Origin of the sequence: Enterobacter sp. MGH 38 (assembly GCF_000492855.1) — a bacterium.
In the GTDB taxonomy this organism is placed as follows: domain Bacteria; phylum Pseudomonadota; class Gammaproteobacteria; order Enterobacterales; family Enterobacteriaceae; genus Enterobacter; species Enterobacter hormaechei_C.
In genome coordinates, this window is the sequence record NZ_KI535608.1 from 359,443 (window position 1) to 382,043 (window position 22,601).

Genomic DNA, 22,601 nt, shown 5'->3' on the forward strand with positions numbered 1-22,601 from the left:
TGCGGTTTGATGCCCTCACCCCGGCCCTCTCCCACAGGGAGAGGGAGAAAATCAACTGTACTGCCGCACCCGTGCCACCAGCTCTTCCGCGCTGTCGATGCGGTCGGCAATCACAATCAGCGCTTTACCGAGGGATATCGCGTGGCGCAGGCATTCGTGACGCATCGCTTCATCCTGAATGGTGTCGATATCCGCCACATGGGAAAGCCCGACGCTGCGGCGAATCAGCTCGGTGCCGCAGAATCCGATGGCATCGTGCCAGACCTTTTTCAGGAATGCGGAGGCATAGCCCGGTGCGCTGAGTGCGGCGTCGCGGGCTTTCTCGTTTGCCAGTACCTGGAAGCGCTCCGCAAAGGTGTTCCACAGTTCCTGAATATCGGTCAGGCGCTGCTCGCGCGCGGCGGCGGCATCGCGAATGCCCAGATGCCCCGGCAGGCCGCAGAAGTTGAGCAGCAGGTTGCCGATGGCGGTGCCAACGTCAAAGCCCATCGGCCCGAAATAGCCGAACTCAGCGTCGATGGCCTTCAGGCTGCCGTCGGCCACAAAAATCGAGCCGCTGTGAATGTCTCCGTGCAGCAGGGCTTCGGCGTGCGCGAAAAAGCGGTGCTTGAGGGAGGCCACGGCGATTTTAAGCTGGGCGTCGTCGCGCAGGGCGGCAACATCGTTTTCCAGCTCGGCCGGGTAGCTGTTGCGCGCGTGGATCTGGTACGGATCGTTGAAGAACAGATCTTCGGTGATCTCGCACATCTCCGGGTTGATGAATTTTGCCACCTGCGCTTTTTTCTCGTGCGGATGCAGATAAAAATCGCTGGTGTGGAAAAGGGTGTGAGCCAGATATTCCCCCAGCTGACGCGCTGCCTGTGGGTAATAATTATTTCTGATCAGCTCGCCGCGCCAGATGCGATGGCTGGAGAGATCTTCCATCACCATCACCGCCAGTTCCGGATCAAAGTGGTGGATTTTCACGGTGTGCTGAGGGCTGTGCTGGTAATGCTCGACCAGGGTTTGCGCTTCAAGACGGGCACGATCCAGCGTCAGCGGCCAGGATTCGCCGACGCAGCGTACGTAGGGCAGCGCCTGCTTAACGACGATGCGGCTGACGCCCGCGCTGTCGAAAATTTTAAAAACCAGATTGAGGTTGCCGTCGCCCACTTCCTGCGCCTCTACCAGCGATGACGGATCTTCAAGTCCGCCAAACTGCCTGGCATACTCCACGGCGTCCTGAGCGGTAAAGGTACGGTATTGCGACATGGCCTGCTCCTCAGTTTTGCTAATTAAGACATGTAGACGTCTATACATCTGGATTTCATCCTGACACAATGTGCTACAACAACGCAACAGGGAATTAACGACATGCAGACATTACAGACGACCAGCCTGCGGGTGGCGAATAATCAGCTCTTTATTCTCGACCAACAGGCGCTTCCGCAGGAGAAACGGTGGGTGGATGCCTCGACGGTCGAGGCGCTGGTCGGGCATATCCACGCTTTGCGCGTACGTGGCGCGCCGTTGATTGGTCTCTCTGCAAGCCTGCTGCTGGCGCTGTTAGCGGAAAGCGGCAAAAGCCGCGACGAGCTGGCGGTGGCGATGGAAACCCTGCGCGCATCCCGCCCGACAGCGGTAAACCTGATGAACAACCTCGACCGCATGAAGCTTGCGCTGTGGGAAGAGGATTTCGTTCCGGCGCTGGTGGCTGAGGCGCTGCGCCTGATTGACGAAGACAAACGGCTCTGCGACGCGATTGCAAAAGCGGGCAGCGCGCTGGTGAAGCCCGGCAGCCGTCTGCTGACCCACTGCAACACCGGCGGGCTGGCGACGGCGGGCGTCGGTACCGCGCTGGGGGTGATTGCTCGCGCGCATAAGGAAGGCAAGGTAAGCAACGTCTGGGTGGATGAAACCCGTCCGCTATTGCAGGGCGGCAGGCTGACCGCGTGGGAACTCGGCGAGCTGGGCGTGCCGTATCAGCTAATTACCGACTCCATGGCCGCCAGCCTGATGGCAAAAGGGCAGGTCGACGCCGTGTGGGTGGGGGCAGACCGCATTGCCGCCAACGGCGACGTGGCGAACAAAATCGGCACCTACTCTCTGGCGGTGCTGGCGAAATTCCACGGCATTCCGTTCTATGTCGCCGCGCCGCAAACGACCCTCGACCCGGACTGCCCGAACGGCGACGCGATCCCGATTGAGCAGCGCGCCGCCAGCGAGGTGACGGGCGTCGCCGGAAGCTTTGGCGCGGTGCAGTGGGCACCGGAAAACGCGCAGGTTTATAACCCGGCGTTTGACGTCACCCCCGCCTCGCTGATTAGCGGCTGGGTACTGGATACGGGCGTGGTCACTCCGGACGAGGTGGCGGAAGGGAAATTTGCCTGAGTCCGGCTATCCTTTAAGGGGCTCCCTTAAGAGGACAACATCGTGACGCTCGATCCTGAAACAGACTTAAAACTGGAGCGCGTGGTGGACGCACCGCGCGATCTGCTGTGGCTCTGCTGGACTACGCCAGAGCACATCAAAAACTTCTTCATTCCTGCTCCCCATAAGGTGACCGAATGCGACCTCGACCTGCGCGTGGGCGGGCGGTTCAATACCGTGTTTGAGGTGGACGGGCAGCGGATGGATAACCGGGGCGTATTCCTTGAAATCGATCCGGGGAAAAAGCTGGTCTTTACCGACGGCTATACCGAAGGCTGGAAGCCGGCCGAGAAGCCGTTTATGACGGCAATTTTGTTCCTGGAAGACGCCGGGGAGGGCAAAACCCGCTATACGGCGATAGCGCGCCACCCCACGAAGGAAATCCGCGAGCAGCATGAACAGATGGGATTTCACGAAGGGTGGGGGATTGTGCTGGATCAGCTGGTGGGGTATGTGAAAGGGCTTAACGCTTAGTGCGCGCTGGTGCCCTCACCCCGACCCTCTCCCACAGGGAGAGGGAGAAAAGATCAGGCCAGGCGCGGATACGCATCCGCAATCGCATCCCCGGTAAACTGCGCCACCCAACCCTCCGGGTTATCGAAAATACGAATGGCGGTAAAGTTCGGCTCTGAGCCCATATCAAACCAGTGCGGCGTGCCCGCGGGCACGGAGATCAGGTCGTTTTTCTCGCACAAGACCTGATATACCTCATCGCCGATGTGCAGGCAGAATAATCCCGCCCCTTCCACGAAAAAACGTACTTCGTCTTCGCCGTGGGTGTGTTCGTTCAGGAACTTCGCGCGCAGCGCCTCTTTCTGCGGATTGTCGGCGCGCAGGCTGATCACATCCCAGCTCTGGTAACCTTTCTCTGCCACCAGCTTGTCGATCGCATGCTGATACGCAGCGATCACGGCTTCAGGCGCGGGATCGTGCCCTAAATCGCGATCCGCAGCCCAGCGTTCAAACCGCACGCCTTTTGCGTTGAGCTGTTGGGCAATCTCGGCGGCGTCGGTGCTGTGCCACTGGTGCTGACTGGCGTCTTTATCGGAATAAATGGTCAATGCGCTCATGAAGGGATCTGCTCCGGATTAATCTCGTCAAACTGGTGGATCTGATGGTGATGGCTTGCGCCGTCATCTTCACCGCGAATCAGTTGCAGGGTGCGAAAACCCGCCTGTTCAGCTGCGTCCAGCTCCTGATGAATATCTGACAGAAACAGGATCTGCGACGGGGCGATGCCCGTTTGCGCCGCAATGTTTTGATAAGACTGCACCTCGCGCTTGGCGCCAATGTGGGTATCAAAATAGCCGCTGAACAGATGAGTAATATCACCTTCGTCGCTGTAGCCAAATAACAGTTTCTGCGCGGCGACGGAGCCAGAGGAATAAACATAGAGATCAATCCCTTGTGCCTTCCACTTTTCCAGCGCGGGCAGTACGTCAGGATAGAGGTGTCCGGTAAAGTCACCATTGACGTAACCGTCCTGCCAGATGATGCCTTGCAGGGCTTTGAGCGCCGTCGATTTGCGGTCTTCATCCATAAAGGTAAACAGCACGTTGATGAGATCGCTGACGCTGGCATGCGGAGCGCTGATTTCATCGCGCAGGTTGTCCAGAATCGATTTGACCGGCTCGGCGTACTGCTGCGCGGTCACGAAGGCCGCCAGCCGCTCACGCGCGTAGGGGAACAAAACATCATGGACAAAACGGATATCGCTGGTGGTCCCTTCAATATCCGTCACAATCGCGCGAATCATACTCTCTCCCATTGTCGTAAACGCATTTCGCATTCAAATAAGAATTCTAAACCTTCCAGATGACGGCGGGCTTCGGCCACGTCGCGTCCCCAGCAGGTTAAGCCATGGCCGCGCAGAAGAAAACCATAATTAAGCGGGCGTTCCTGCGCGTAATGGGCGATGCGCGAGGCGAGGGCGTCGATGTCCTGGTCGTTATCAAACACCGGGATGGCCACCGTATCCCGATGCGTGGTCTGCCCGGTAAGGGATTTTTGCATCTCGAAACCGGTGATCTTCAGCTCGGCCTCGTTCACCAGCCGCGACAGCACCGTGGCATTGACGGTGTGAACGTGCAGGACAGCGTTAGCTTCGGGGAACAGGCGATAGATGAGGGTATGCAGCCCGGTCTCTGCCGACGGTTTACGGCCAGACGGCGCGCGGTTAGTGGCGATTTCAACCTGTAGAAAATCGGCGGTGGTCAGGCTACCTTTATCTTTTCCGGATTCGCTCAGCCAGCACAGGTGTTCATCCTGACGCATGGACATATTGCCGCCGGTAGCGGGCGCCCAGCCTTTAGCGCCAATCCAGCGGCAGGCCTCGACCAGGTGTGTGAGTTGCAGGTTGTCTGTCATTTCCTTTTACCCTCTCGGCCAGGAATATTTATATCGTTTAGACGTCTAAGCGTCTTGATTGCCAAAGACTAACATCGTGTTATAGTGTCAGCAACATAAGTATTACAGGCAGGCACACTACAATGAGCAATAACCCGTTGATCCCGCAGAGTAAACTTCCCAATCTCGGCACGACGATTTTTACGCAGATGAGCGCCCTGGCGCAGCAGCACAACGCCATTAACCTCTCACAAGGTTTCCCGGATTTTGATGGGCCGAAATATTTGCAGGAGCGTCTGGCGTACCACGTTGCGCAGGGAGCCAACCAGTATGCGCCGATGACCGGCGTGCAGACGTTGCGTGAAGCCATTGCGGATAAAACGGCGGAGTTATACGGCCATAAGCCTGACGCGAACAGCGATATTACGGTGACGGCAGGGGCGACCGAAGCGCTGTATGCGGCGATAACCGCCCTGGTGCGTACGGGTGATGAGGTGATTTGTTTTGACCCGAGCTACGATAGCTACGCCCCGGCGATTGAACTGGCCGGCGGCGTGGTGAAGCGCGTGGCGCTCCAGCCACCGCATTTTCGCCCTGACTGGCAGGCATTTGCTGCGCTGCTGAGTGACAAAACCCGTCTGGTGATCCTGAATACTCCGCATAATCCGTCGGCGACGGTGTGGCAAAAAGCCGATTTTGCTGCGCTGTGGCAGGCCATCGCCGAACGTGAAATATATGTTCTGAGCGACGAGGTGTATGAGCATATCTGCTTCGCCGAAGTGGGGCATGCCAGCGTGCTGGCGCATCCGCAACTTCGCGAGCGTGCAATCGCGGTATCGTCATTTGGGAAAACCTACCATATGACCGGCTGGAAGGTAGGGTACTGCGTGGCCCCGGCGGCCATTAGCGCTGAGCTGCGCAAAGTGCATCAGTACCTGACGTTTGCCGTGAACACACCGGCTCAGCTGGCGCTGGCGGATATGCTGCGTGCGGAACCCGGACATTACCGCGAGCTGCCGCACTTCTATCGTGAACGTCGGGATCTGTTTGTGGCGGCGCTGAGCAAAAGCCGCCTGGAAATTTTGCCGTCTGAAGGAACCTATTTCCTGCTGGCCGACTACAGCGCGATTTCCGATCTGGACGACGTGAGTTTCTGCCAGTTGTTGACGAAAGAGGTGGGAGTGGCGGCCATTCCGCTGTCGGTGTTCTGCGCCGATCCCTTCCCGCATAAGCTGATTCGTCTTTGCTTTGCGAAGCAGGAATCGACGCTGCTCGCTGCGGCAGAGCGTCTGGCGACGCTCTGACTATTTCACCGTCCAGGCTTCTGAAAAACGACGGTCTGCGAAGAGTTCGAGCAGACCGTTGATCTGCTTCAGACGCAGCACTTCATCGCTGTCCATACCCAACTCCTGGCCAATTTTCTGCTCACTCCAGCCCATAAGCACCAGTTCTCGCACGATTTCTGACATGGCGTTGATCTGGTGGCGTCCACGCGCGCGGTTGTGACGAATAGTTGCCGCCATGCGATCGAACTTTTCCTGGCGCGCTTTACGCAGGCAGGTAACAGGGAGGTAACCTTTAAGCTGGCGCTTCAGGATCGCCCGGTTACTGCCGATATCATGACGGTGAAAACCATCGACAATTTCGTAGTGCTGTGGCGCATTTTCCGTCACAACGATAGGTTGTGTGAATCCATCCAGCTCCAGTGACTTGCTGAGCAGCCGCTTTTCCGGCGGCGCGACGTTATTTGGGTTGTAATCGTTAGCGGTGATGTTTGTCTTTTTTATCCACAATACGCAATCGACGGGCTGATCGCGAAAAGGGCTGATTTCATGTAATGCCTGACGAAACGCATTAATAGCGGCTATTCGCTCTTCTTCTGAAAGTGCCTGAAGGTACGTTTCCATTTCGGTGATTATTCGTTGTTGCATAAAATCCCCCATTCCTTGCGTTTTGCTTTCACTCTGTCGCTGTAGCGCTGATAGTGTTTAGGCTTATTTGGGCTAAACGAAAGTGCCCGGCACCAATAGTCATTGTTGAGTAAAACCTTACAAATGCGTCGCCAGGAAGGGATATCTTTTGCACCAATGTCACCCTCCTGCGTGTCGGGAATATCGTTCATGCCTCGCTTTTGATACCAGTGGAGATAAACCGCGATTTTGTTGCGGTAATGTTCCGCCGTATTTTGCGGCATGCTGTCGAGTAACAGCATGGCGTATTCGCGCCAGCCGAGATGGTCTGGTTTCAGGATCTTCCGGTGGCCATAAAAATGGTTATCGTGCCCGGCATAAATACCTCCGCTTCGCACGCCGCAGGCGCGTTCACACATCGCCGCCCAGCGTTCGGGTTCAATGACATGATAGAGCCACAAGCCCTGACGCTGTTCCGGGCCAAACGGTTCGCAGATGCGCATATAACGCGGCGGCACCCCCGCCTTGTACATCAGGTCGTATAACGGGTTATAGCAACATTTTGATTTCGCGAACCACGTCCAGATGTCGGCGGTTTTCCAGTCGTACAAGGGGTAGATATACCAGGCGTGCCCACCCGGGGCGACGGTCGTCCAGGGTTTATCGTCAGAAAAGCGCTGCTTACGCGCCGACGCGATAGCCAGAAAGCGGTTGTAAGATTCATCGGCGCGGATCCCCACCATGACGGCGGCAGGACGTCTTTGTGCATACCATTCGGCAAACTCGCGCACGAAGGCTTCAAACGTCATTCCCTGCTGATAAAAATCGAAATAGTGGTAATCGGTAATGGCATCTTCCGGTGGCTGGCGAACCCAGTTTGTCCCGGGTTCCCAGCACTGCCATTCAGGTTGAAACTGTGACAGGGCGTTCTGGGTCGTGAGCGGAAGCGCTACCCACCAGAACTGATGGATAACATCCCGATACAGCGTTCTCATCGTGTCAACATGCTGAATGGTTGAGGAGAATTGCGCTTCCCAGTCCAGAAAGATGACATCTATTTTTCGCTTTAATTGCCGTGCTTTCTGGGCAACGAGATGCAGCATCACGGTAGAATCTTTTCCACCGGAAAAGGAAACGCAGACTCTGGAGAAATTGTTAAGCGTCCAGTCTATGCGTTCCGCAGAAGCGTCTAAAACATTTTCCTGTAAAGGGATTTTATAGATCGACATGATTAATCGCGTCCTGCGTGTTAAATGTCTGGAAAAAAACAAAACGATATTATGGAATTATTTGTCCTTAATTTCACGGGGGAATTTTCTTCGGGTTGCCTTATTTGCATTCACCATGCAAATGTATTTTACGCAGACGGCGGAGAAACGCAGAGCTTATGCATTTTTTCAATGAATGTTGAAAAAACAGTGCTATTCAGTGATGAACGGCTGTAGAGCATATAGATCTTTAATTCAGGCAGCTCAAACGGTGGCTCAAGCCTTTTTAATTTCAACGGTTCTTTATATGTTTCATAGATCGACACCGGGATGAAGCCTAACAGATCAGATGAACAGACCATGGAGATGAGAGAGCTAAGGGAGTCCGTACGAAAAGCAATATTTCTTTCCGGAAACGCGTCATTTGCGCGACTCTGAAACTCTTTTACACCCGGATGAGCACTCTGGTAAAAAGTGAATTTCTCCTGGTATAGCACTTCCAGCGTGACTGCGTCAGCGAGCCTTGGGTGGTCTGCTCTACAGATTAAGGCTATCGGCACCGTGGTGAAGTGGGTGCAGACCACAGAGCGATTGTGGATAGGTGCGATAGAGAAGATGAGATCGGCCTTACGATAGGCCAACAAATCTTCCGCTGATTCGGAGGAAATGAGCATGTCTCTTTGCTCTATCTCATAATTCTCTTCAGATATTAAAAGCTTCAACGGTTCGAGCATCGAACCAGGAGACACCATTTGAGAGCAATAGATAACGAACTTTTTTTTGATGTCCGAGTGATGCATCATGTTGATCGTCTGCTCAAGCTGATTGAGATTTTTTTCCAGATGATGATGCAGGTTGGTACCTACCGTGGTTGGCGTAATTCCCTTCCCTGAACGGATAAACAGGGGGTCATTAAGCTGACCGCGCAGGCGTTGCAGCGACTGGCTGACGGCGGATGGCGTGATATAAAGCGTCTCGGCAGCCCTACTGATACTGAGGTGTTGGTAAATGCATTCGAAGATGACTAACAGATTGAGATCGAATTTTTTTAGGTCGTAGAGGTTTGCCATGTTTCGTCCTGAGTGAGTTGAGTTTGCTGTCGTTATCACATCCTGGAGTACGACAGAGGGAAGTTACCCTTTACAATCCGTGTGAATAACTCGCTTAATTTAAAATTTAAGTGATCTTAATATATCACGGCTTTGGATTATTGAAACATAACTTCAAGACTAATTAAGATAATTTTATCTTTAAAGTTTGATTGAATTATTTGAATGAAAAGTGGTGTTTATATATAGCGTGAAACCCATAATGAAATTAAATTTATAATCTTTCAGAGACCTCTTCGATACTGCCTATCACAGCCATAGGCAGGACTATCCCTCTTATGCATTGCTCAATGCGCGCAGGGGTGCTGTAATCAAAGCGCTGTTACGGCCTTGATACAAGGTATGTAGAGCGCAACGCAACGCCAGCTTCGGCTGGCACTGAATGTACCTGCGGGGAATTCAGGTATCAGGGCCGCCCGTTGAGGCGGCCTTTTTACTTTCAGGCTTTCCTGTAAAAGGTTCACCTTGCTGTCTTGTTGCTGTTGTAAGGTTTGGCTGATTGATTTGATAAAGCATACGCATTAGCCCCGATGGATAAAGTTGGTTACCTTACATCTCAACGAAAACACGGAGGAAGTACAGATGTCTTTGATTAACACTAAAATTAAACCTTTCAAAAACCAGGCGTTCAAAAACGGTGAGTTCATCGAAGTAACCGAGAAAGATATCGAAGGCCGCTGGAGCGTGTTCTTCTTCTATCCGGCTGACTTCACCTTCGTTTGCCCGACCGAACTGGGCGACGTGGCAGACCACTACGAAGAACTGCAAAAGCTGGGCGTAGACGTTTACTCTGTTTCTACCGATACCCACTTCACCCACAAAGCGTGGCACAGCAGCTCTGAAACTATCGCGAAAATCAAATACGCGATGATCGGCGACCCGACTGGCGCCCTGACCCGTAACTTCGACAACATGCGTGAAGATGAAGGCCTGGCAGACCGCGCGACCTTCGTTGTTGACCCGCAGGGCATTATCCAGGCTATCGAAGTTACCGCTGAAGGTATCGGCCGTGATGCATCTGACCTGCTGCGCAAAGTGAAAGCGGCTCAGTACGTTGCTTCTCACCCAGGCGAAGTGTGCCCGGCGAAATGGAAAGAAGGCGAAGCGACGCTGGCGCCATCTCTGGACCTGGTCGGCAAGATCTAAATTTCCGTCGTTTTTCACGCCATAGCTGCGTTGGCGTCGCCTGCTCACCCCGGTCACTTACTTCAGTAAGCTCCCGGGGATTCTCAGGCTAGCCGCCTTGCTCTGACGCGAAATACTTTGGAAATTGTTTCAGTCATGGGCGCTCCCCGCGCCCATTTCATTCCAGCACCATGATGCAAGTTGCATTCAGGCAGCCCGTATAAGGCGGCTTGCATGATGACGTTTTAAGAGAGGGAAGAATAATGCTCGACACTAACATGAAAACCCAGCTCAAGGCCTACCTTGAGAAACTGACCAAACCTGTTGAGCTGATTGCCACGCTGGACGACAGCGCGAAATCGGCAGAAATCAAAGCACTGCTGACAGAGATTGCTGAGCTGTCGCCGAAAGTGACCTTCAAAGAAGACAACACGCTGGCAGTCCGTAAGCCTTCTTTCCTGATCGCCAACCCAGGGTCTGACCAGGGGCCGCGTTTCGCGGGCTCTCCGCTGGGGCACGAATTTACGTCCCTGGTGCTGGCGCTGCTGTGGACCGGTGGTCATCCGTCAAAAGAAGCGCAGGCGCTGCTGGAGCAGATCCGCGATATCGACGGTGATTTTGAGTTTGAAACCTATTACTCGCTCTCCTGCCACAACTGCCCGGACGTGGTGCAGGCGCTGAACCTGATGTCAGTCCTCAACCCACGCATTAAGCACACGGCGATTGACGGCGGTACGTTCCAGAACGAAATCACCGAGCGCAACGTGATGGGCGTTCCGGCGGTTTACCTGAATGGCCAGGAGTTCGGCCAGGGGCGCATGACGCTGACCGAAATCGTCGCCAAAGTGGATACCGGCGCAGAAAAACGCGCGGCGGAAGAGCTGAACCAACGCGATGCTTATGACGTGCTGATTGTTGGCTCAGGCCCGGCGGGCGCGGCGGCAGCGGTCTACTCCGCACGTAAAGGGATCCGTACCGGTCTGATGGGCGAGCGTTTCGGTGGTCAGGTTCTGGATACCGTAGACATTGAAAACTACATTTCCGTGCCGAAAACCGAAGGCCAGAAGCTGGCCGGTGCGTTGAAAGCGCACGTCAGCGACTACGACGTGGATGTCATTGACAGCCAGAGCGCCAGCAAACTGGTTCCGGCGGCGGTCGAGGGTGGTTTGCACCAGATTGAAACGGCGTCCGGCGCGGTGCTGAAGGCGCGCAGCGTGATCATTGCCACCGGCGCGAAATGGCGCAACATGAACGTCCCGGGCGAAGATCAGTATCGCACCAAAGGCGTGACCTATTGCCCCCACTGTGACGGCCCGCTGTTCAAAGGTAAACGCGTCGCGGTGATCGGCGGCGGTAACTCCGGCGTGGAAGCGGCTATCGATCTGGCGGGAATTGTGGAACACGTTACCCTGCTGGAGTTCGCTCCGGAGATGAAAGCGGACCAGGTGTTGCAGGATAAGGTGCGTAGCCTGAATAACGTCGACATTGTGCTCAATGCCCAGACGACAGAAGTGAAAGGCGACGGCAGCAAAGTGACTGGTCTGGAATACCGTGACCGCGTGAGCGGCGATATCCACAGCGTAGCGCTGGCAGGGATCTTTGTTCAGATTGGCCTGCTGCCAAACACCACCTGGCTGGAAGGCGCTATTGAGCGTAACCGCATGGGCGAGATCATCATCGATGCGAAATGCGAAACCAGCGTTAAGGGCGTATTTGCGGCGGGCGACTGCACCACCGTGCCGTACAAACAGATCATCATCGCTACCGGTGAAGGTGCGAAAGCGTCGCTGAGCTCGTTTGATTACCTGATCCGCACCAAAACTGCATAATAAAAGAAAGCAAGACGACACCTGCAATGCCAGAGGCCACCTAAAGGTGGCCTCTTTTTTTATCTGACGACCATCACCGGAATGTGGGTGTGGCGGATCACGCTGGAGGCGTTCGACCCCAGCAGGTGAGTGGTGATGGAAGGGTTACGTGAACCAATCACTACCACGTCGGCATTTAATTCCCCGGCAAGCTCATTAACGGCGTCGCGCACGCTACCGAACCGGACGTGGGTTTTGATGCGGGAAGGATCGATGCTGAAGTGCCCGACCATGGTTTGCAGGCGCGTCTCGGCTTCGTGCTGTAAATGCTCTTCAAAACGACGCACATCAGCAGCGAAACGATGCAGGCTCAGGCTGGCAGAGCCCGGCAAAACATGCAGAAGATGAATAATTCCGTCCTGCTGCGCGAGAAATTCCGCGTGACGTATAGCCTTATCACTCAGTTCCATTTCAAAAACATCAACCGGCATAATGATTGTTTGATACATAACCGTTTCTCCTTGTTAATAAACGCTGAAATCATTCAACCACAAAATATAAATGGTTTCTGTAATCCCGACAGCACTTTTTTATCTCGCCAGGATAAATCTCAAAACAGCCGGATTCCGGGGCAGATCCCGAGAGGTAGCTACCCTTTTATAAGCTTACCCACACCCTTTCGGAGGTTGCATGAAAGCTCTCACCTATCACGGTCCACATCATGTTCGGGTCGATAATGTCCCCGATCCGGGCATCGAACAGCCTGACGATATCATCCTGCGCGTAACGGCCACGGCGATCTGTGGTTCTGATTTGCATCTTTATCGCGGAAAAATTCCCAAGGTCCAGCACGGCGATATCTTTGGTCATGAATTTATGGGCGAGGTGGTGGAGTGCGGGAGCGAAGTGAAGAACGTGCAGAAAGGTGACCGGGTGGTGATCCCGTTTGTAATTGCCTGCGGTGACTGCTTCTTTTGCCAGATGCAACAGTACGCGGCCTGCGAAAACACGAATCGCGGGCAGGGCGCGGCGCTGAACAAAAAGCAAATTCCCGCCCCTGCCGCGCTGTTTGGCTACAGCCATCTTTACGGCGGCGTGCCGGGCGGACAGGCGGAGTATGTGCGCGTCCCGAAAGGCAACGTGGGGCCGTTTAAAGTGCCTCAGCTGCTGTCTGACGACAAAGCGCTTTTCCTGTCAGATATTCTGCCTACCGCCTGGCAGGCGGCGAAAAATGCGCAGATTAAGAAAGGCTCCAGCGTCGCCGTATTCGGGGCCGGGCCGGTGGGGTTACTGACCATTGCCTGCGCGCGGCTTCTCGGCGCAGAGCAGATTTTTGTGGTTGACCATCATCCCTATCGACTGCGGTTTGCCCAGGAGCGCTACGGCGCGATCCCGATTAACTTTGATGACGATAACGACGCGGCGGAGAAAATCATTGAGCAAACGGCCGGACAGCGCGGAGTGGATGCGGTGATTGATGCCGTCGGGTTTGAGGCCAAAGGCAGCACCACGGAAACGATCCTCAGTAACCTGAAAATTGAAGGCAGCAGCGGCAAAGCCCTGCGCCAGTGCATTGCTGCGGTGCGGCGCGGAGGCGTGGTCAGCGTGCCGGGCGTGTATGCCGGTTTTATACACGGCTTCCTGTTTGGCGATGCCTTCGATAAAGGGCTGAGCTTTAAGATGGGGCAGACCCACGTCCATGCCTGGCTGGGAGAGCTGCTGCCGCTTATCGAAAAAGGGCTGCTTACACCGGAAGATATTGTCACCCACTATCTTCCGCTGGCTGATGCGGAGCGCGCCTATAAAATCTTTGAAAAACGGGAGGAGGAGTGCCGCAAGGTGATCCTGGTGCCTGGTGCAGACACCCCGGAGGCAGCGCAGCAGAAAGTGAAGGGACTGGTGAATGCCTTCCCCGGCGGCGTTGTGTGAGGTTCCTCACTCACCAGTGGCGCTCAAGGTATAGCACCGCCACGACGAGGATCGCCAGGATGATGAGAAAAACCAGTGTGATAACAAGTATCTCACCCATGACCGTCCCCACGGCACCACAACAGAGTAAGCGTGGATTAAGCGGTTTTTGTCCGATATAACACAATCGGGTGAATTTGCGGAAAGAGGATGCGGGTGCATCCTCTGTGCAAAGCGGGGTCGCTTGTTCAGAAGGGATTAACGCAGGTAATCGCCAGCGGCTTCGGGCTGGTAGAGCAGCTCAAGCACTTCCAGGTGAGCTGAGGCACCGCCAGGGAGTTCCCAGTGGATAGTATCGCCTGTGCGCAGTCCAAGCAGCGCCGCGCCCACGGGTGCCAGCACCGACAGTTGCGTGCTGCTGTCGGTCATCTGCGCCGGATAGACCAGCGTACGGGTGAGCTCCTCGCCGGTGGTCAGGTTGCGGAACTTCACCTGGCTGTTCATGGTGACCACATCATGCGGCATGGTCTCAGGCGTACACATCTGCGCCCGGTCTAGCTCTTCGTTCAGCGCATCGGCTACCGGCAGCGAGGCGAATTCTGGTTTCTCCAACAGTCGGTCAATACGTTCTGCGTCGAGTTCATTGATGATAATCGTAGGTCTGGACATTTTTACTCCATGTCGTTAATGCTGCGTGTAACGCAGAAACCAATCCAAAAGAAAACCCTCGCCGTCTGGCAGCGAGGGTTTAACTTAGCTGATGATACTGTCTGAAACCGTAAGTTTGAAGTGATGAAGGTCACAATCATGCGCCATATGAATTTTTGGCAATAAACCCGGCGTCCCGATTCACGCTGAACGGAAATTTCGTTACGCTGGAAAGACTGAACCCGGGCAATGCGCGTTGCAGCCCCAGCGTAGAGAGAGCGATATGTACTTTTACCAACCTTCTCAGGGGCACGGCCTGCCGCACGACCCGCTGAACGCCATTATCGGTCCACGTCCGATTGGCTGGATCTCATCCTGTGATAAGGCCGGTCAACTGAACCTTGCCCCGTACAGCTTCTTTAACTGTTTTAACTATCGCCCACCGATCATTGGTTTTTCCAGCAATGGCTGGAAGGATAGCGTGCGGAATATTACCGAAACGGGGGAGTTTGTCTGGAACCTCGCAACGCGCGATCTGGCCGAGGCGATGAATGAAACCTCCGCCACGCTCCCTCATGGCGAGGATGAATTTACCTTTGCCGGCCTGACGCCCGTAGCCAGCCAGCTTGTGAGCTCGCCGCGCGTGGCGGAAAGCCCGGTGAATTTCGAGTGTCGATTGTCACAGTGCATTCAGCTTACCGGCGCGGATGGGACACCGATTGATACCTGGCTGGTGCTCGGCGAAGTCGTGGGCGTCCATATCGCCGAGAGTTTGCTGGAAGAGGGGATTTATCAGACCGCGAAAGCGCAGCCCATTCTGCGTGCGGGTGGACCGACGGCCTACTATGCCATCAGTGATAGCCATCGCTTCGACCTGGTACGCCCGGATGCGCGCAGGGGGTAATATGCGCGCAACCCTGTTGCCCGCCGATCAGCAGTTTTTTGCCGATCTGTTGAGCGGCCTGGTGCTCAACCCACAGCAGTTGGGGCGAGTCTGGTTTGCTCATCGTGGCGCGTCTGACGCTATCGGAAGCGTGAGCCGCGACTGGCCACGGCTTGACGTCGTTCTTCGCGGGGAATATGGCAACAGACTGGTTGCCGGGCAGCAGCCCCTCCACCAGGGGGAAATGCTGTTTCTTCCCGCCCAGGCCGCCAGCGTCCCGGTGTTTGAACGACCGGTCATGCTGCTGAGCATTCTTTTCGCGCCGTCGTGGCTGGGGCTGGTGTTTCATGATACCCGGCACGGGCGATCCGTGCCTGCGCAGCGACACGTGGAGCTTCCTCACCCTGAACGAGGTGAGTGTGCCGCGATGCTGATGGCCCTGACGCACCTGAGCGCTTCCCCGCAGGACCAGGCTATTATTCAACCACTGGTGCTGAGCCTGCTGCACTGGTGCCGTAAAGTGGTGTCGTCGCTGCCTGAACCGGGAGTGTCGCGCGGGGATTTCCTCTATCAGAGCATTTGTAACTGGGTGCAGGAAAACTATGCTGAACCCCTGTCGCGGGACAGCGTCGCTTCGCTGTTTAATATTTCGGCTAACCATCTGTCACGCCTGTTCTCTCAACAGGGGACGATGAGTTTTGTGGATTACGTTCGTTGGGTGCGTATGGCGAAGGCGAGAACCATCCTGCAAAAATACCACCTGCCGGTGGGGGAAGTGGCGAAGCGCTGCGGCTATGCCGATAGCGACTATTTTAGCCGTCTGTTCCGGCGCCAGTTTGGCCTGACGCCGGGGGAGTATCGCGCACGCTTTCAGTGACAGTCAGAACGTGATTTCTGCGTTCAACAGATCCAGGATACTTTGCGGCGTCGTTGCTGCAAACAGCGACTCGCGAAACGTTTTATTGACCAGCTTCCGCGCCAGCTGGGAAAAGACCTTCACGTGATTAATCCCTTCCTGAGCGCCGAGCGTCAGCATGATCACCAGCTCGACGTCGCCCAAATCCGACTCCCAGTCAATCGCCTTGTCCAGACGGGCAATGCTGATGCTGGAGTGGCGTATCCATTGCGATTTGGTGTGAGGGATCGCCACGCCAAACCCGACGGCGGTGGTGACAATCTCTTCGCGCTGCCAGAGATCTTCTTCAAGCTCGAGCGGGTTTTCGGTCCTGCCATGAATCGCAAGATTTCCGCATAAGAATTGAAGCACCTGCTCTTTTGAGGTCAGCGGCTCATTGACCACGATAGTCTCCAGCGCCAGCAATGGACGCGGCGGCGCTTCCGGTGTGAAATCCGCCAGCAGGGCTTCAATCTCCTCTGCGCTGCGGCTGTCGCAGGCCTTATCTGCCAGCGCCCGGCAGGTCGCCATGTCCAGCTGACGCAACTGGTTTTTTACCGCAGGGATGCGCGGCCCGCTCATGCTGAACTCATCTAAGCCCAGCCCAAGCAGAAGAGGGAGGTAGCGCTGCTCTCCGCCAAGTTCCCCGCAAATGCCGACCCATTTCCCGTGACGATGCGCTGCGGTGACGATCTGGCGAACCATGCGTAAAAAAGACGGTGTGATGGGGTTATACAGCCCCGAAACGCGCGGGTTGTTGCGATCGACAGCGTAGAGATACTGAGTCATATCGTTCGAGCCGATACTGAAGAAATCCACCTCTTCGCAGAAGTGATCGATGATAAAGCAGACTGAAGGCACTTCAACCATGATCCCCAGCGGCAGGCGCGCGGTGTGACGTAACCCCTGTGAGGCCAGGGCGTCACGAACGTTTTGCAGCTCCTGTTTGATCCATAAAATCTGATCGAGGCTGTGCACCATCGGGATCATCAACAGCGCATTGCCGCTTGCGCCTGCGCGTAAGATCGCGCGCAGTTGGGTGCGGAAGAGATCGGCAAATTCGGGATAAATGCGAACGGCGCGATAGCCGAGGAACGGGTTTTCTTCCTGGGGAATGTTCAGGTAAGGGATCTGCTTATCGCCGCCGATGTCCATTGTGCGAAAGATGACCGGCTTGCCCTGCGCGGAGAGCAGCACCTGCTGATAGGCTTCGAATTGCTCCTGCTCGTCCGGCGCGGTGTCTCTGTCCATATACAGCATTTCAGTGCGAAACAGCCCGATACCCTGCGCGCCGCAGGTAAACGCCCCGGGCGCTTCCAGCGCGCTGCCGATGTTGGCGGCAATCTCTACCGGTACGTTGTCGCGGGTGAGCGCTGGAAGACCCGCATCTTTGATCTGCTGCTGGTGGCGTCGGTCGGCAAGGCGCTGCGCCACGCTGTAGTAATCATTCACCGCGTCGTTGGGTTCAACGACCAGCACGCTACAGATGCCGTCCAGAATGACCTCTTTTCCCATCAACGGCGCCAGTGAGGCGACCGTTAAACCACTCAGCACAGGCACGGAGGCCGCGCGTGCCAGGATCAGCGTATGCGACGTCCGGCCTGTTTTTTCAAGCACCATGCCTTTCAGGTACTGCGTGTCGAGGCTGAGAAACTGGCTGGGCGTCAGATCTTCCGCCACCAGAATAGTGGGGGCGCTGAGGGTGAATGCGGAGGTTTGCTGCAACTCCGGCCAGGTAATGTTAAGAAGCTGCTCGCTGATGTCGCGAATATCGCTGACGCGTTCACGCAGGTAATCGCTGGCGGAGAGTGACAGCTTTTCGCAGATCAGCTCCATATTACGAATGATCGCCTCCGCAAGGCTTAGCCGCTCCTCGGCGATCAGTCGGCGTATGGTGCCGCCAAACTCCTCATCCTGGATCAGTGAAAGATGCGCGCTGAGAATGGTTTTACTCTCGCCGTCTAGCCCGCGCAAGCGGTGGTTGAGCCGTTCGGCCAGCGTCGCCAGGCTGTGTTCCAGGCGAGTAATATCTTCCGGCGAGGCGGGGATCTGACAATAACGTTTGAGGTTATCGCTCTGCCAGCCTCGCAGAGTGCCAGCCCCGATGCCACTGGCGAGCGTAATGCCGTGCTGAAGATGGGGAGCAAGCCTTACGAGCGAGCGGGGCAGTGGATGCGCAACGTGCGGCGCGTCGCCGGAGGGAATACTGTCGCTGTCGATAAACGCGCCGGTGAGATATGCCTCCAGCACGCGTCGGGCCTGCTCCTCGTCGCCGCCGTTAATTTCCAGCACGCAGCTGTCATTAAACAGCGTACCGGTACTGATCAGCGCCAGCGAGCTTTTGGCATCCGCATGAGTGTGAAGCCTTCTGTTGATAAAACGGATATCGCTGCGCCATGCGCTGCACTGCTCTTTTAACGCCCAGGCCGGACGCGCATGCAGGCCGTTGGGCAGTGGGCAGAAAAATTCAATTGAAAGCATACTTCCTCCTGGCCGCGTGAGATCAGCATCTGAAGTCCGTCAGATGATCCACGGTCTCACGGTTCATGCCTGCCACAAGCGCGACAAGCAGTTGTTGGGTGTGATGAATGTCTTTTTCGTCGGCAATGGATGCCGCGCAGTGCCCGTGTCGGGTAGGGGGACCAAGCACAAGAGTCGGCACGCCAGTGCCGAAGAGATGGATCGCCCCGCCGTCCGTTCCGCCGTTGCTGAACATGTCTTTTTGCAGCGGGATCCCCTGCGAGCGCGCGATTGTCTCAGCCAGCGCAATCAGTTTGGCTGGGGCGATGAGCGTTTTGTCGTACAGCACCAGCATCGGGCCCGCACCGATCTGGCGATGGTTGGCGCTGCCATAATCGAAATTTTTTGACCAGCAGGCGGTATCCAGCACCAGCGCGATATCAGGATGAATGGCGCGCGTGGCGGTCTGGCCGCCGCGCAGGCCGACCTCTTCACTTGAGCTGGCCACCAGCCAAAGCTCGCAGTCGAGCGGCGTCTGGTGCAGCTCGCGCAGCAGCGCGATCAGCAGGTAACAGCCGAGGCGATCGTCGAAGGCTTTACCCATCACCCGATTGTGGGGAAGGATTTGAAAGGGTGTATCGAACGTCACGCGGTCGCCTGCGTCGATACCGGCGGCGAACACCTCCTCCGCCGACGTCGCGCCAATGTCGACACGCAAATTGTCAACGTTTTCTCCTTTCAGATCCCCATCCAGCAGTCCCGGTATTTTTTTCCCGTTACGCGTGGTGATGCGCACCGGCTGAAGGGTACGGGCCATCATGCGCACGTTGCCGATGGGCAGGACATCAATGGCCCCTTCGCGCGAGACGCTGCGCACCATAAAACCGACTTCATCCATATGGGCGCAGACCATCACCTTCGGGCCCCGGCTCTGGTTGACGCGGATAAGCACGGAACCCAGCCCATCAAACTGAACCTCTTTATGGTACTTTTGCGCCTCACTGAGCAGGATGTCGCGCACCTCTTGCTCTGAGGCCGCAATGGCGTCTGCTTCGCTCAGGGCGCGCAGTAAATCTCTGTCCACTCTTATTCTCCCGTCAGCAATAGCCGTTTGTCGAAGGTATAAAGCACCTCGGCGCCCGTTTCCGTCACCAGCACCACATCTTCAATTCGTACCCCGCCCAGGTGTTCAAGGTAGATCCCCGGCTCAACGGTCAGCACCATGCCGGGCTGCAACGGGGTGCGGTCGGTAGGGGAAAAACGTGGATTTTCATGAACATCAATACCAATGGCATGGCCGGTGTTATGCCCGAACTGCGGACCGTAACCTGCACGTTCAATCACGGAACGTGCGGCGCTATCGATCTGATGACAGGAAACGCCGGGGCGGATGGCATCAATAGCTGCCTGTTGTGCCGCCAGAACGATCTGGTACACCGCATAGAGAGGGTGTTCCTCCGGCGGCGTGTTTTGCCCGGCGACAAGAAAGGTCCTTGTCATATCCGAGCAATACCCCTGGTGTTGGGCGCCGAAATCAAGGGTGATCATCTCGCCAGACATAATCACTTTGTCAGAGGCTTTGCCGTGGGGCAGCGCACCGCGCGGCCCGCTGGCGACAATGGTGTCGAAAGAGGGCTTGTCCGCGCCCTCCTGCTTCATAAACCACTCCAGCTCGGCAGCGACTTCACGTTCGCGCATACCGGGCTGAATGAAACGCCGGATGTGCTGTGCGGCGCGGTCGGCAATGCCGCATGCTGCACGGATACGGTCGATTTCGTCAGCGGTTTTTATCTGCCGCAGCGCGTCAAGCGAGGTGCTGCAAAGGGCGGTATTCAGCGTATCGCGCCACAGCACGCCTGTTTGCCAGCTCACGTATTCACCCTCAAAGCCAAGACGGTTGAGAGCTTCCTTCGCAATAATCTGGTTCACCGCCTGCGCAAACGGGTTCTCCGTGTTAAGCAGATGCATCTCATAGCCCGCCGCTCGTGAAGCGATATCGCTGTAGTAACGGAAATCCACCAGGATATGTGCCGCGGTTTGTGTCACCAGCACATATCCCGAACCGGTTGAAATGCCCAGGTGCGGCTGTTTATTCTGGCGCGAAGAGATGAGCACGCCGTCCAGTTTTTCCGCAGCCAGCCAGGTACGAAGCCTTCTCAGTAATTCCATGGTTCACCCCGTTACAGCGTGTCGATAGCGAGTTTCCCGCGCTTGTGCAGACTGTTACGAATAATCACTACCAACAGCGCGGTGATCGCCGCCCCGACCACAATACTGAGCATGTACGCTCCCAGATTGGTGACCAGTGGCCACGCCCAGATCGCCGATTCAGGGAACCACTGCACGGCACCGAGCGCGGTGGCAGTCATTGCACCGGCGATCGCGCCCGCCATATACGCCGGCAGCGTCGCAAGCGGATTTTCCAGCAGGAACGGGATGGCCCCTTCACTGATGCCCATAAAGGCGAGGAACATGGCCGTTTTGCCTTGCGGATAAAGCTGCGGACTAAACAGGCGTTTGCCGGTCAGACGATGGTCAATCAGCGTGGCCAGCCCCAGACCAATGGGCGGAATAACAATCGCCACGGCGCGGGAGGTGATGGGCAGGACATGATCGGTTGTCAGCCCCAGGCCAACAAATCCCGCCGCTTTGTTAATGGGGCCGCCAAGATCAATCGCCGTGGCCGCCGCCATCCCGATGGCGTACATCATGGAGCCCGCCTGACCCGCCGCCAGCAGTACGGTCCGCATACCTGCATTCAGCCAGCCGCCAATCGGCGTGATGATGTAATACATCGCCAGCATCACAAACAGCGCCGAGAGGATTGGGATCAGAAAGGTGCTTTTAAAGGCCAGCAGATACTGTGGAACGTTAATGCGGCTATTCAGCCATTTGACCAGATAGCCTGCGGCTATGGCGATAATCAGCGCGCCAATAAACGTGGAGGGCACGGGTTTGGTGGCAAGCCAGGTCAGTTTTTCCGCATCAAAGTTCAGCACCAGCGTCGGCTGCGTGGCGACAAGGCCACCGATAAACCCGGCCGGGAAGGCCAGTTTTCCGCCGATAGAGTTGGCGACAAAGGCGGCAAACATTGGGATGGCGAAGCTGAACAGCAGCCCGCCGAACGATTCAGTCAGATAGCCAAATTTCAATAGCGAGAGATTGAAACCGGTGAATTTGCCTGAGTTAAGCGCGTCGAGAATACCGGTGTCAGGCGGGATCTCCAGCCAGACGTAGGCGATAAGCTGTGAAATGGCGAGGATAACCCCGCCCATGATAAGTGTTGGCACCATGCGGGATATCCCCGACATAATGTGCTGTGGAAGCTCTTTCCAGAAAGACGCACCGGCGGCAACCGGTGCGGATTTGATGGCAAGTGTGTCACCCTCGTGACTGTCCGGGCGAACCGCGCTGCGTTTTTTAATAGCCATGACGAAAACCCCTGGATGTGAAGATTATTATTGTTCTGCTGCAATCATCTCTTCGATCTCTTTCAGGGTGCCTGCCGCGTTTTTAATGGCGTCCTGAAGCGTAATCTCATACACGTCGCGCGTTTCGAAGCGTTCATTGTCTTCCGGGGTGATCGCGATGGCGTGGATGATAATGTCAGCGTCGGCAATATCCTGCGGGGTCAGGCGATTCTGGATCCCGTCCGCGCCCTGGGTTTCAATTTTTACCTCATAACCGGCTTCCGTCGCCGCGTCTTCCAGCGCCTGGGCTGCCATGAAGGTATGTGCCAGGCCCATCGGGCAGGCGCACAGTGCAATCAGTTTTTTAGCCATGTGAAATTCCTCCTGTAGATAACGCCACGATTATGACAGGGAGGTTTCAGTGATGTTTACCGGATTAATAATGCTTTTGCTGGAAAAATGATGCGTGTGAGCGGAAGTGT

23 protein-coding genes are annotated in these 22,601 nt (G+C 55.9%); 8 read left to right on the top strand and 15 right to left on the bottom strand.

Features of this window, described 5'->3' with window-relative positions; all coding sequences use genetic code 11:
- Positions 1-51: 51 nt before the first annotated feature.
- Positions 52-1,251: an S-methyl-5-thioribose kinase gene (gene mtnK / locus L384_RS09640; RefSeq protein WP_023324300.1), complete on the bottom strand. Its 1,200-nt coding sequence runs from the start codon at positions 1,249-1,251 to the stop codon at positions 52-54.
- A gap of 102 nt (positions 1,252-1,353) precedes the next feature.
- Between mtnK and mtnA the strand changes: the two genes are divergently transcribed.
- Both mtnA and L384_RS09630 read left to right on the top strand, forming a co-directional pair.
- Entirely contained in the window at positions 1,354-2,370 is a 1,017-nt protein-coding gene (gene mtnA / locus L384_RS09635; RefSeq protein ID WP_023315603.1) for an S-methyl-5-thioribose-1-phosphate isomerase, read from the top strand.
- A gap of 42 nt (positions 2,371-2,412) precedes the next feature.
- Entirely contained in the window at positions 2,413-2,883 is a 471-nt protein-coding gene (locus L384_RS09630) for an SRPBCC family protein (RefSeq protein ID WP_023324301.1), read from the top strand.
- A 53-nt stretch (positions 2,884-2,936) separates the two neighbouring features.
- On the opposite strand, the gene L384_RS09625 is transcribed toward L384_RS09630, so the two are convergent.
- From L384_RS09625 to L384_RS09615, 3 genes are read right to left on the bottom strand one after another with little or no spacing between them, the layout of a single operon-like run.
- Positions 2,937-3,479, bottom strand: coding sequence for a 1,2-dihydroxy-3-keto-5-methylthiopentene dioxygenase (locus tag L384_RS09625; RefSeq protein ID WP_023315605.1), 543 nt, complete (start codon positions 3,477-3,479; stop codon positions 2,937-2,939).
- Positions 3,476-4,165, bottom strand: coding sequence for an acireductone synthase (mtnC, locus tag L384_RS09620; RefSeq protein ID WP_006809660.1), 690 nt, complete (start codon positions 4,163-4,165; stop codon positions 3,476-3,478). Before mtnC ends, L384_RS09625 begins: the two co-directional genes overlap by 4 nt.
- Positions 4,162-4,776 carry a methylthioribulose 1-phosphate dehydratase gene (locus L384_RS09615; protein ID WP_003858775.1) on the bottom strand — a complete coding sequence of 205 codons (615 nt, stop codon included), beginning with the start codon at positions 4,774-4,776 and terminating at the stop codon, positions 4,162-4,164. The genes mtnC and L384_RS09615 overlap by 4 nt, the downstream gene beginning before the upstream one ends.
- 122 nt (positions 4,777-4,898) lie before the next feature.
- On the opposite strand from L384_RS09615, the gene L384_RS09610 reads away from it, so the two are divergent.
- Positions 4,899-6,059 carry a pyridoxal phosphate-dependent aminotransferase gene (locus tag L384_RS09610; RefSeq protein WP_003858773.1) on the top strand — a complete coding sequence of 387 codons (1,161 nt, stop codon included), beginning with the start codon at positions 4,899-4,901 and terminating at the stop codon, positions 6,057-6,059.
- Here L384_RS09610 and L384_RS09605 read toward each other — a convergent pair whose 3' ends face one another.
- The 3 genes from L384_RS09605 to L384_RS09595 form a co-directional block, all read right to left on the bottom strand.
- Positions 6,060-6,686 carry an IbrB-like domain-containing protein gene (locus tag L384_RS09605; RefSeq protein ID WP_022650584.1) on the bottom strand — a complete coding sequence of 209 codons (627 nt, stop codon included), beginning with the start codon at positions 6,684-6,686 and terminating at the stop codon, positions 6,060-6,062.
- A complete protein-coding gene (locus L384_RS09600) occupies positions 6,671-7,894 on the bottom strand; it encodes a phosphoadenosine phosphosulfate reductase (protein WP_023324302.1) in 1,224 nt (407 codons plus the stop codon). The genes L384_RS09605 and L384_RS09600 overlap by 16 nt, the downstream gene beginning before the upstream one ends.
- Before the next feature lie 128 nt (positions 7,895-8,022).
- Positions 8,023-8,943, bottom strand: a complete 921-nt coding sequence (locus tag L384_RS09595) for a DNA-binding transcriptional repressor CitR (protein ID WP_022650586.1) — start codon at positions 8,941-8,943, stop codon at positions 8,023-8,025.
- 621 nt (positions 8,944-9,564) lie between these two features.
- On the opposite strand from L384_RS09595, the gene ahpC reads away from it, so the two are divergent.
- Positions 9,565-10,128: an alkyl hydroperoxide reductase subunit C gene (ahpC, locus tag L384_RS09590; protein ID WP_003858764.1), complete on the top strand. Its 564-nt coding sequence runs from the start codon at positions 9,565-9,567 to the stop codon at positions 10,126-10,128.
- 242 nt (positions 10,129-10,370) lie between these two features.
- Positions 10,371-11,936: an alkyl hydroperoxide reductase subunit F gene (gene ahpF, locus L384_RS09585; protein ID WP_022650587.1), complete on the top strand. Its 1,566-nt coding sequence runs from the start codon at positions 10,371-10,373 to the stop codon at positions 11,934-11,936.
- A gap of 59 nt (positions 11,937-11,995) precedes the next feature.
- On the opposite strand, the gene uspG is transcribed toward ahpF, so the two are convergent.
- On the bottom strand, positions 11,996-12,424 hold the full coding sequence (gene uspG / locus L384_RS09580) for a universal stress protein UspG (RefSeq protein ID WP_022650588.1): 429 nt from the start codon (positions 12,422-12,424) through the stop codon (positions 11,996-11,998).
- Positions 12,425-12,605: 181 nt separating this feature from the next.
- Between uspG and L384_RS09575 the strand changes: the two genes are divergently transcribed.
- A complete protein-coding gene (locus tag L384_RS09575) occupies positions 12,606-13,844 on the top strand; it encodes a zinc-dependent alcohol dehydrogenase (protein ID WP_023324303.1) in 1,239 nt (412 codons plus the stop codon).
- A 10-nt stretch (positions 13,845-13,854) separates the two neighbouring features.
- On the opposite strand, the gene yldA is transcribed toward L384_RS09575, so the two are convergent.
- Positions 13,855-13,944 (bottom strand): small membrane protein YldA, encoded by a 90-nt coding sequence (gene yldA, locus L384_RS22865; protein ID WP_015571155.1) that lies wholly within the window; start codon positions 13,942-13,944, stop codon positions 13,855-13,857.
- Between the two features lie 137 nt (positions 13,945-14,081).
- The gene (gene rnk, locus L384_RS09570) at positions 14,082-14,492 is read right to left on the bottom strand and encodes a nucleoside diphosphate kinase regulator (protein WP_006809650.1); all 411 of its coding nucleotides are present in this window, start codon (positions 14,490-14,492) and stop codon (positions 14,082-14,084) included.
- 262 nt (positions 14,493-14,754) lie between these two features.
- On the opposite strand from rnk, the gene L384_RS09565 reads away from it, so the two are divergent.
- Both L384_RS09565 and L384_RS09560 read left to right on the top strand, forming a co-directional pair.
- Entirely contained in the window at positions 14,755-15,375 is a 621-nt protein-coding gene (locus L384_RS09565; protein ID WP_003858756.1) for a flavin reductase family protein, read from the top strand.
- A 1-nt stretch (position 15,376) separates the two neighbouring features.
- Complete coding sequence (locus tag L384_RS09560; RefSeq protein WP_023324304.1) at positions 15,377-16,231, top strand: helix-turn-helix domain-containing protein; 855 nt, start codon at positions 15,377-15,379, stop codon at positions 16,229-16,231.
- A 3-nt stretch (positions 16,232-16,234) separates the two neighbouring features.
- Here L384_RS09560 and ptsP read toward each other — a convergent pair whose 3' ends face one another.
- Genes ptsP through L384_RS09535 form a run of 5 tightly spaced genes read right to left on the bottom strand, consistent with a single transcriptional unit; the run spans position 16,235 to position 22,491 of the window.
- Positions 16,235-18,730 (bottom strand): phosphoenolpyruvate--protein phosphotransferase, encoded by a 2,496-nt coding sequence (ptsP, locus tag L384_RS09555; RefSeq protein ID WP_023324305.1) that lies wholly within the window; start codon positions 18,728-18,730, stop codon positions 16,235-16,237.
- A gap of 22 nt (positions 18,731-18,752) precedes the next feature.
- Positions 18,753-19,793 (bottom strand): aminopeptidase, encoded by a 1,041-nt coding sequence (ypdE, locus tag L384_RS09550; RefSeq protein ID WP_023324306.1) that lies wholly within the window; start codon positions 19,791-19,793, stop codon positions 18,753-18,755.
- 2 nt (positions 19,794-19,795) lie between these two features.
- Entirely contained in the window at positions 19,796-20,878 is a 1,083-nt protein-coding gene (gene ypdF, locus L384_RS09545) for an aminopeptidase (protein ID WP_023324307.1), read from the bottom strand.
- 11 nt (positions 20,879-20,889) lie between these two features.
- A complete protein-coding gene (locus tag L384_RS09540; RefSeq protein WP_003858745.1) occupies positions 20,890-22,140 on the bottom strand; it encodes a PTS fructose transporter subunit IIC in 1,251 nt (416 codons plus the stop codon).
- 27 nt (positions 22,141-22,167) lie between these two features.
- Positions 22,168-22,491, bottom strand: a complete 324-nt coding sequence (locus L384_RS09535; RefSeq protein ID WP_017382483.1) for a PTS fructose transporter subunit IIB — start codon at positions 22,489-22,491, stop codon at positions 22,168-22,170.
- Positions 22,492-22,601 lie beyond the last annotated feature (110 nt).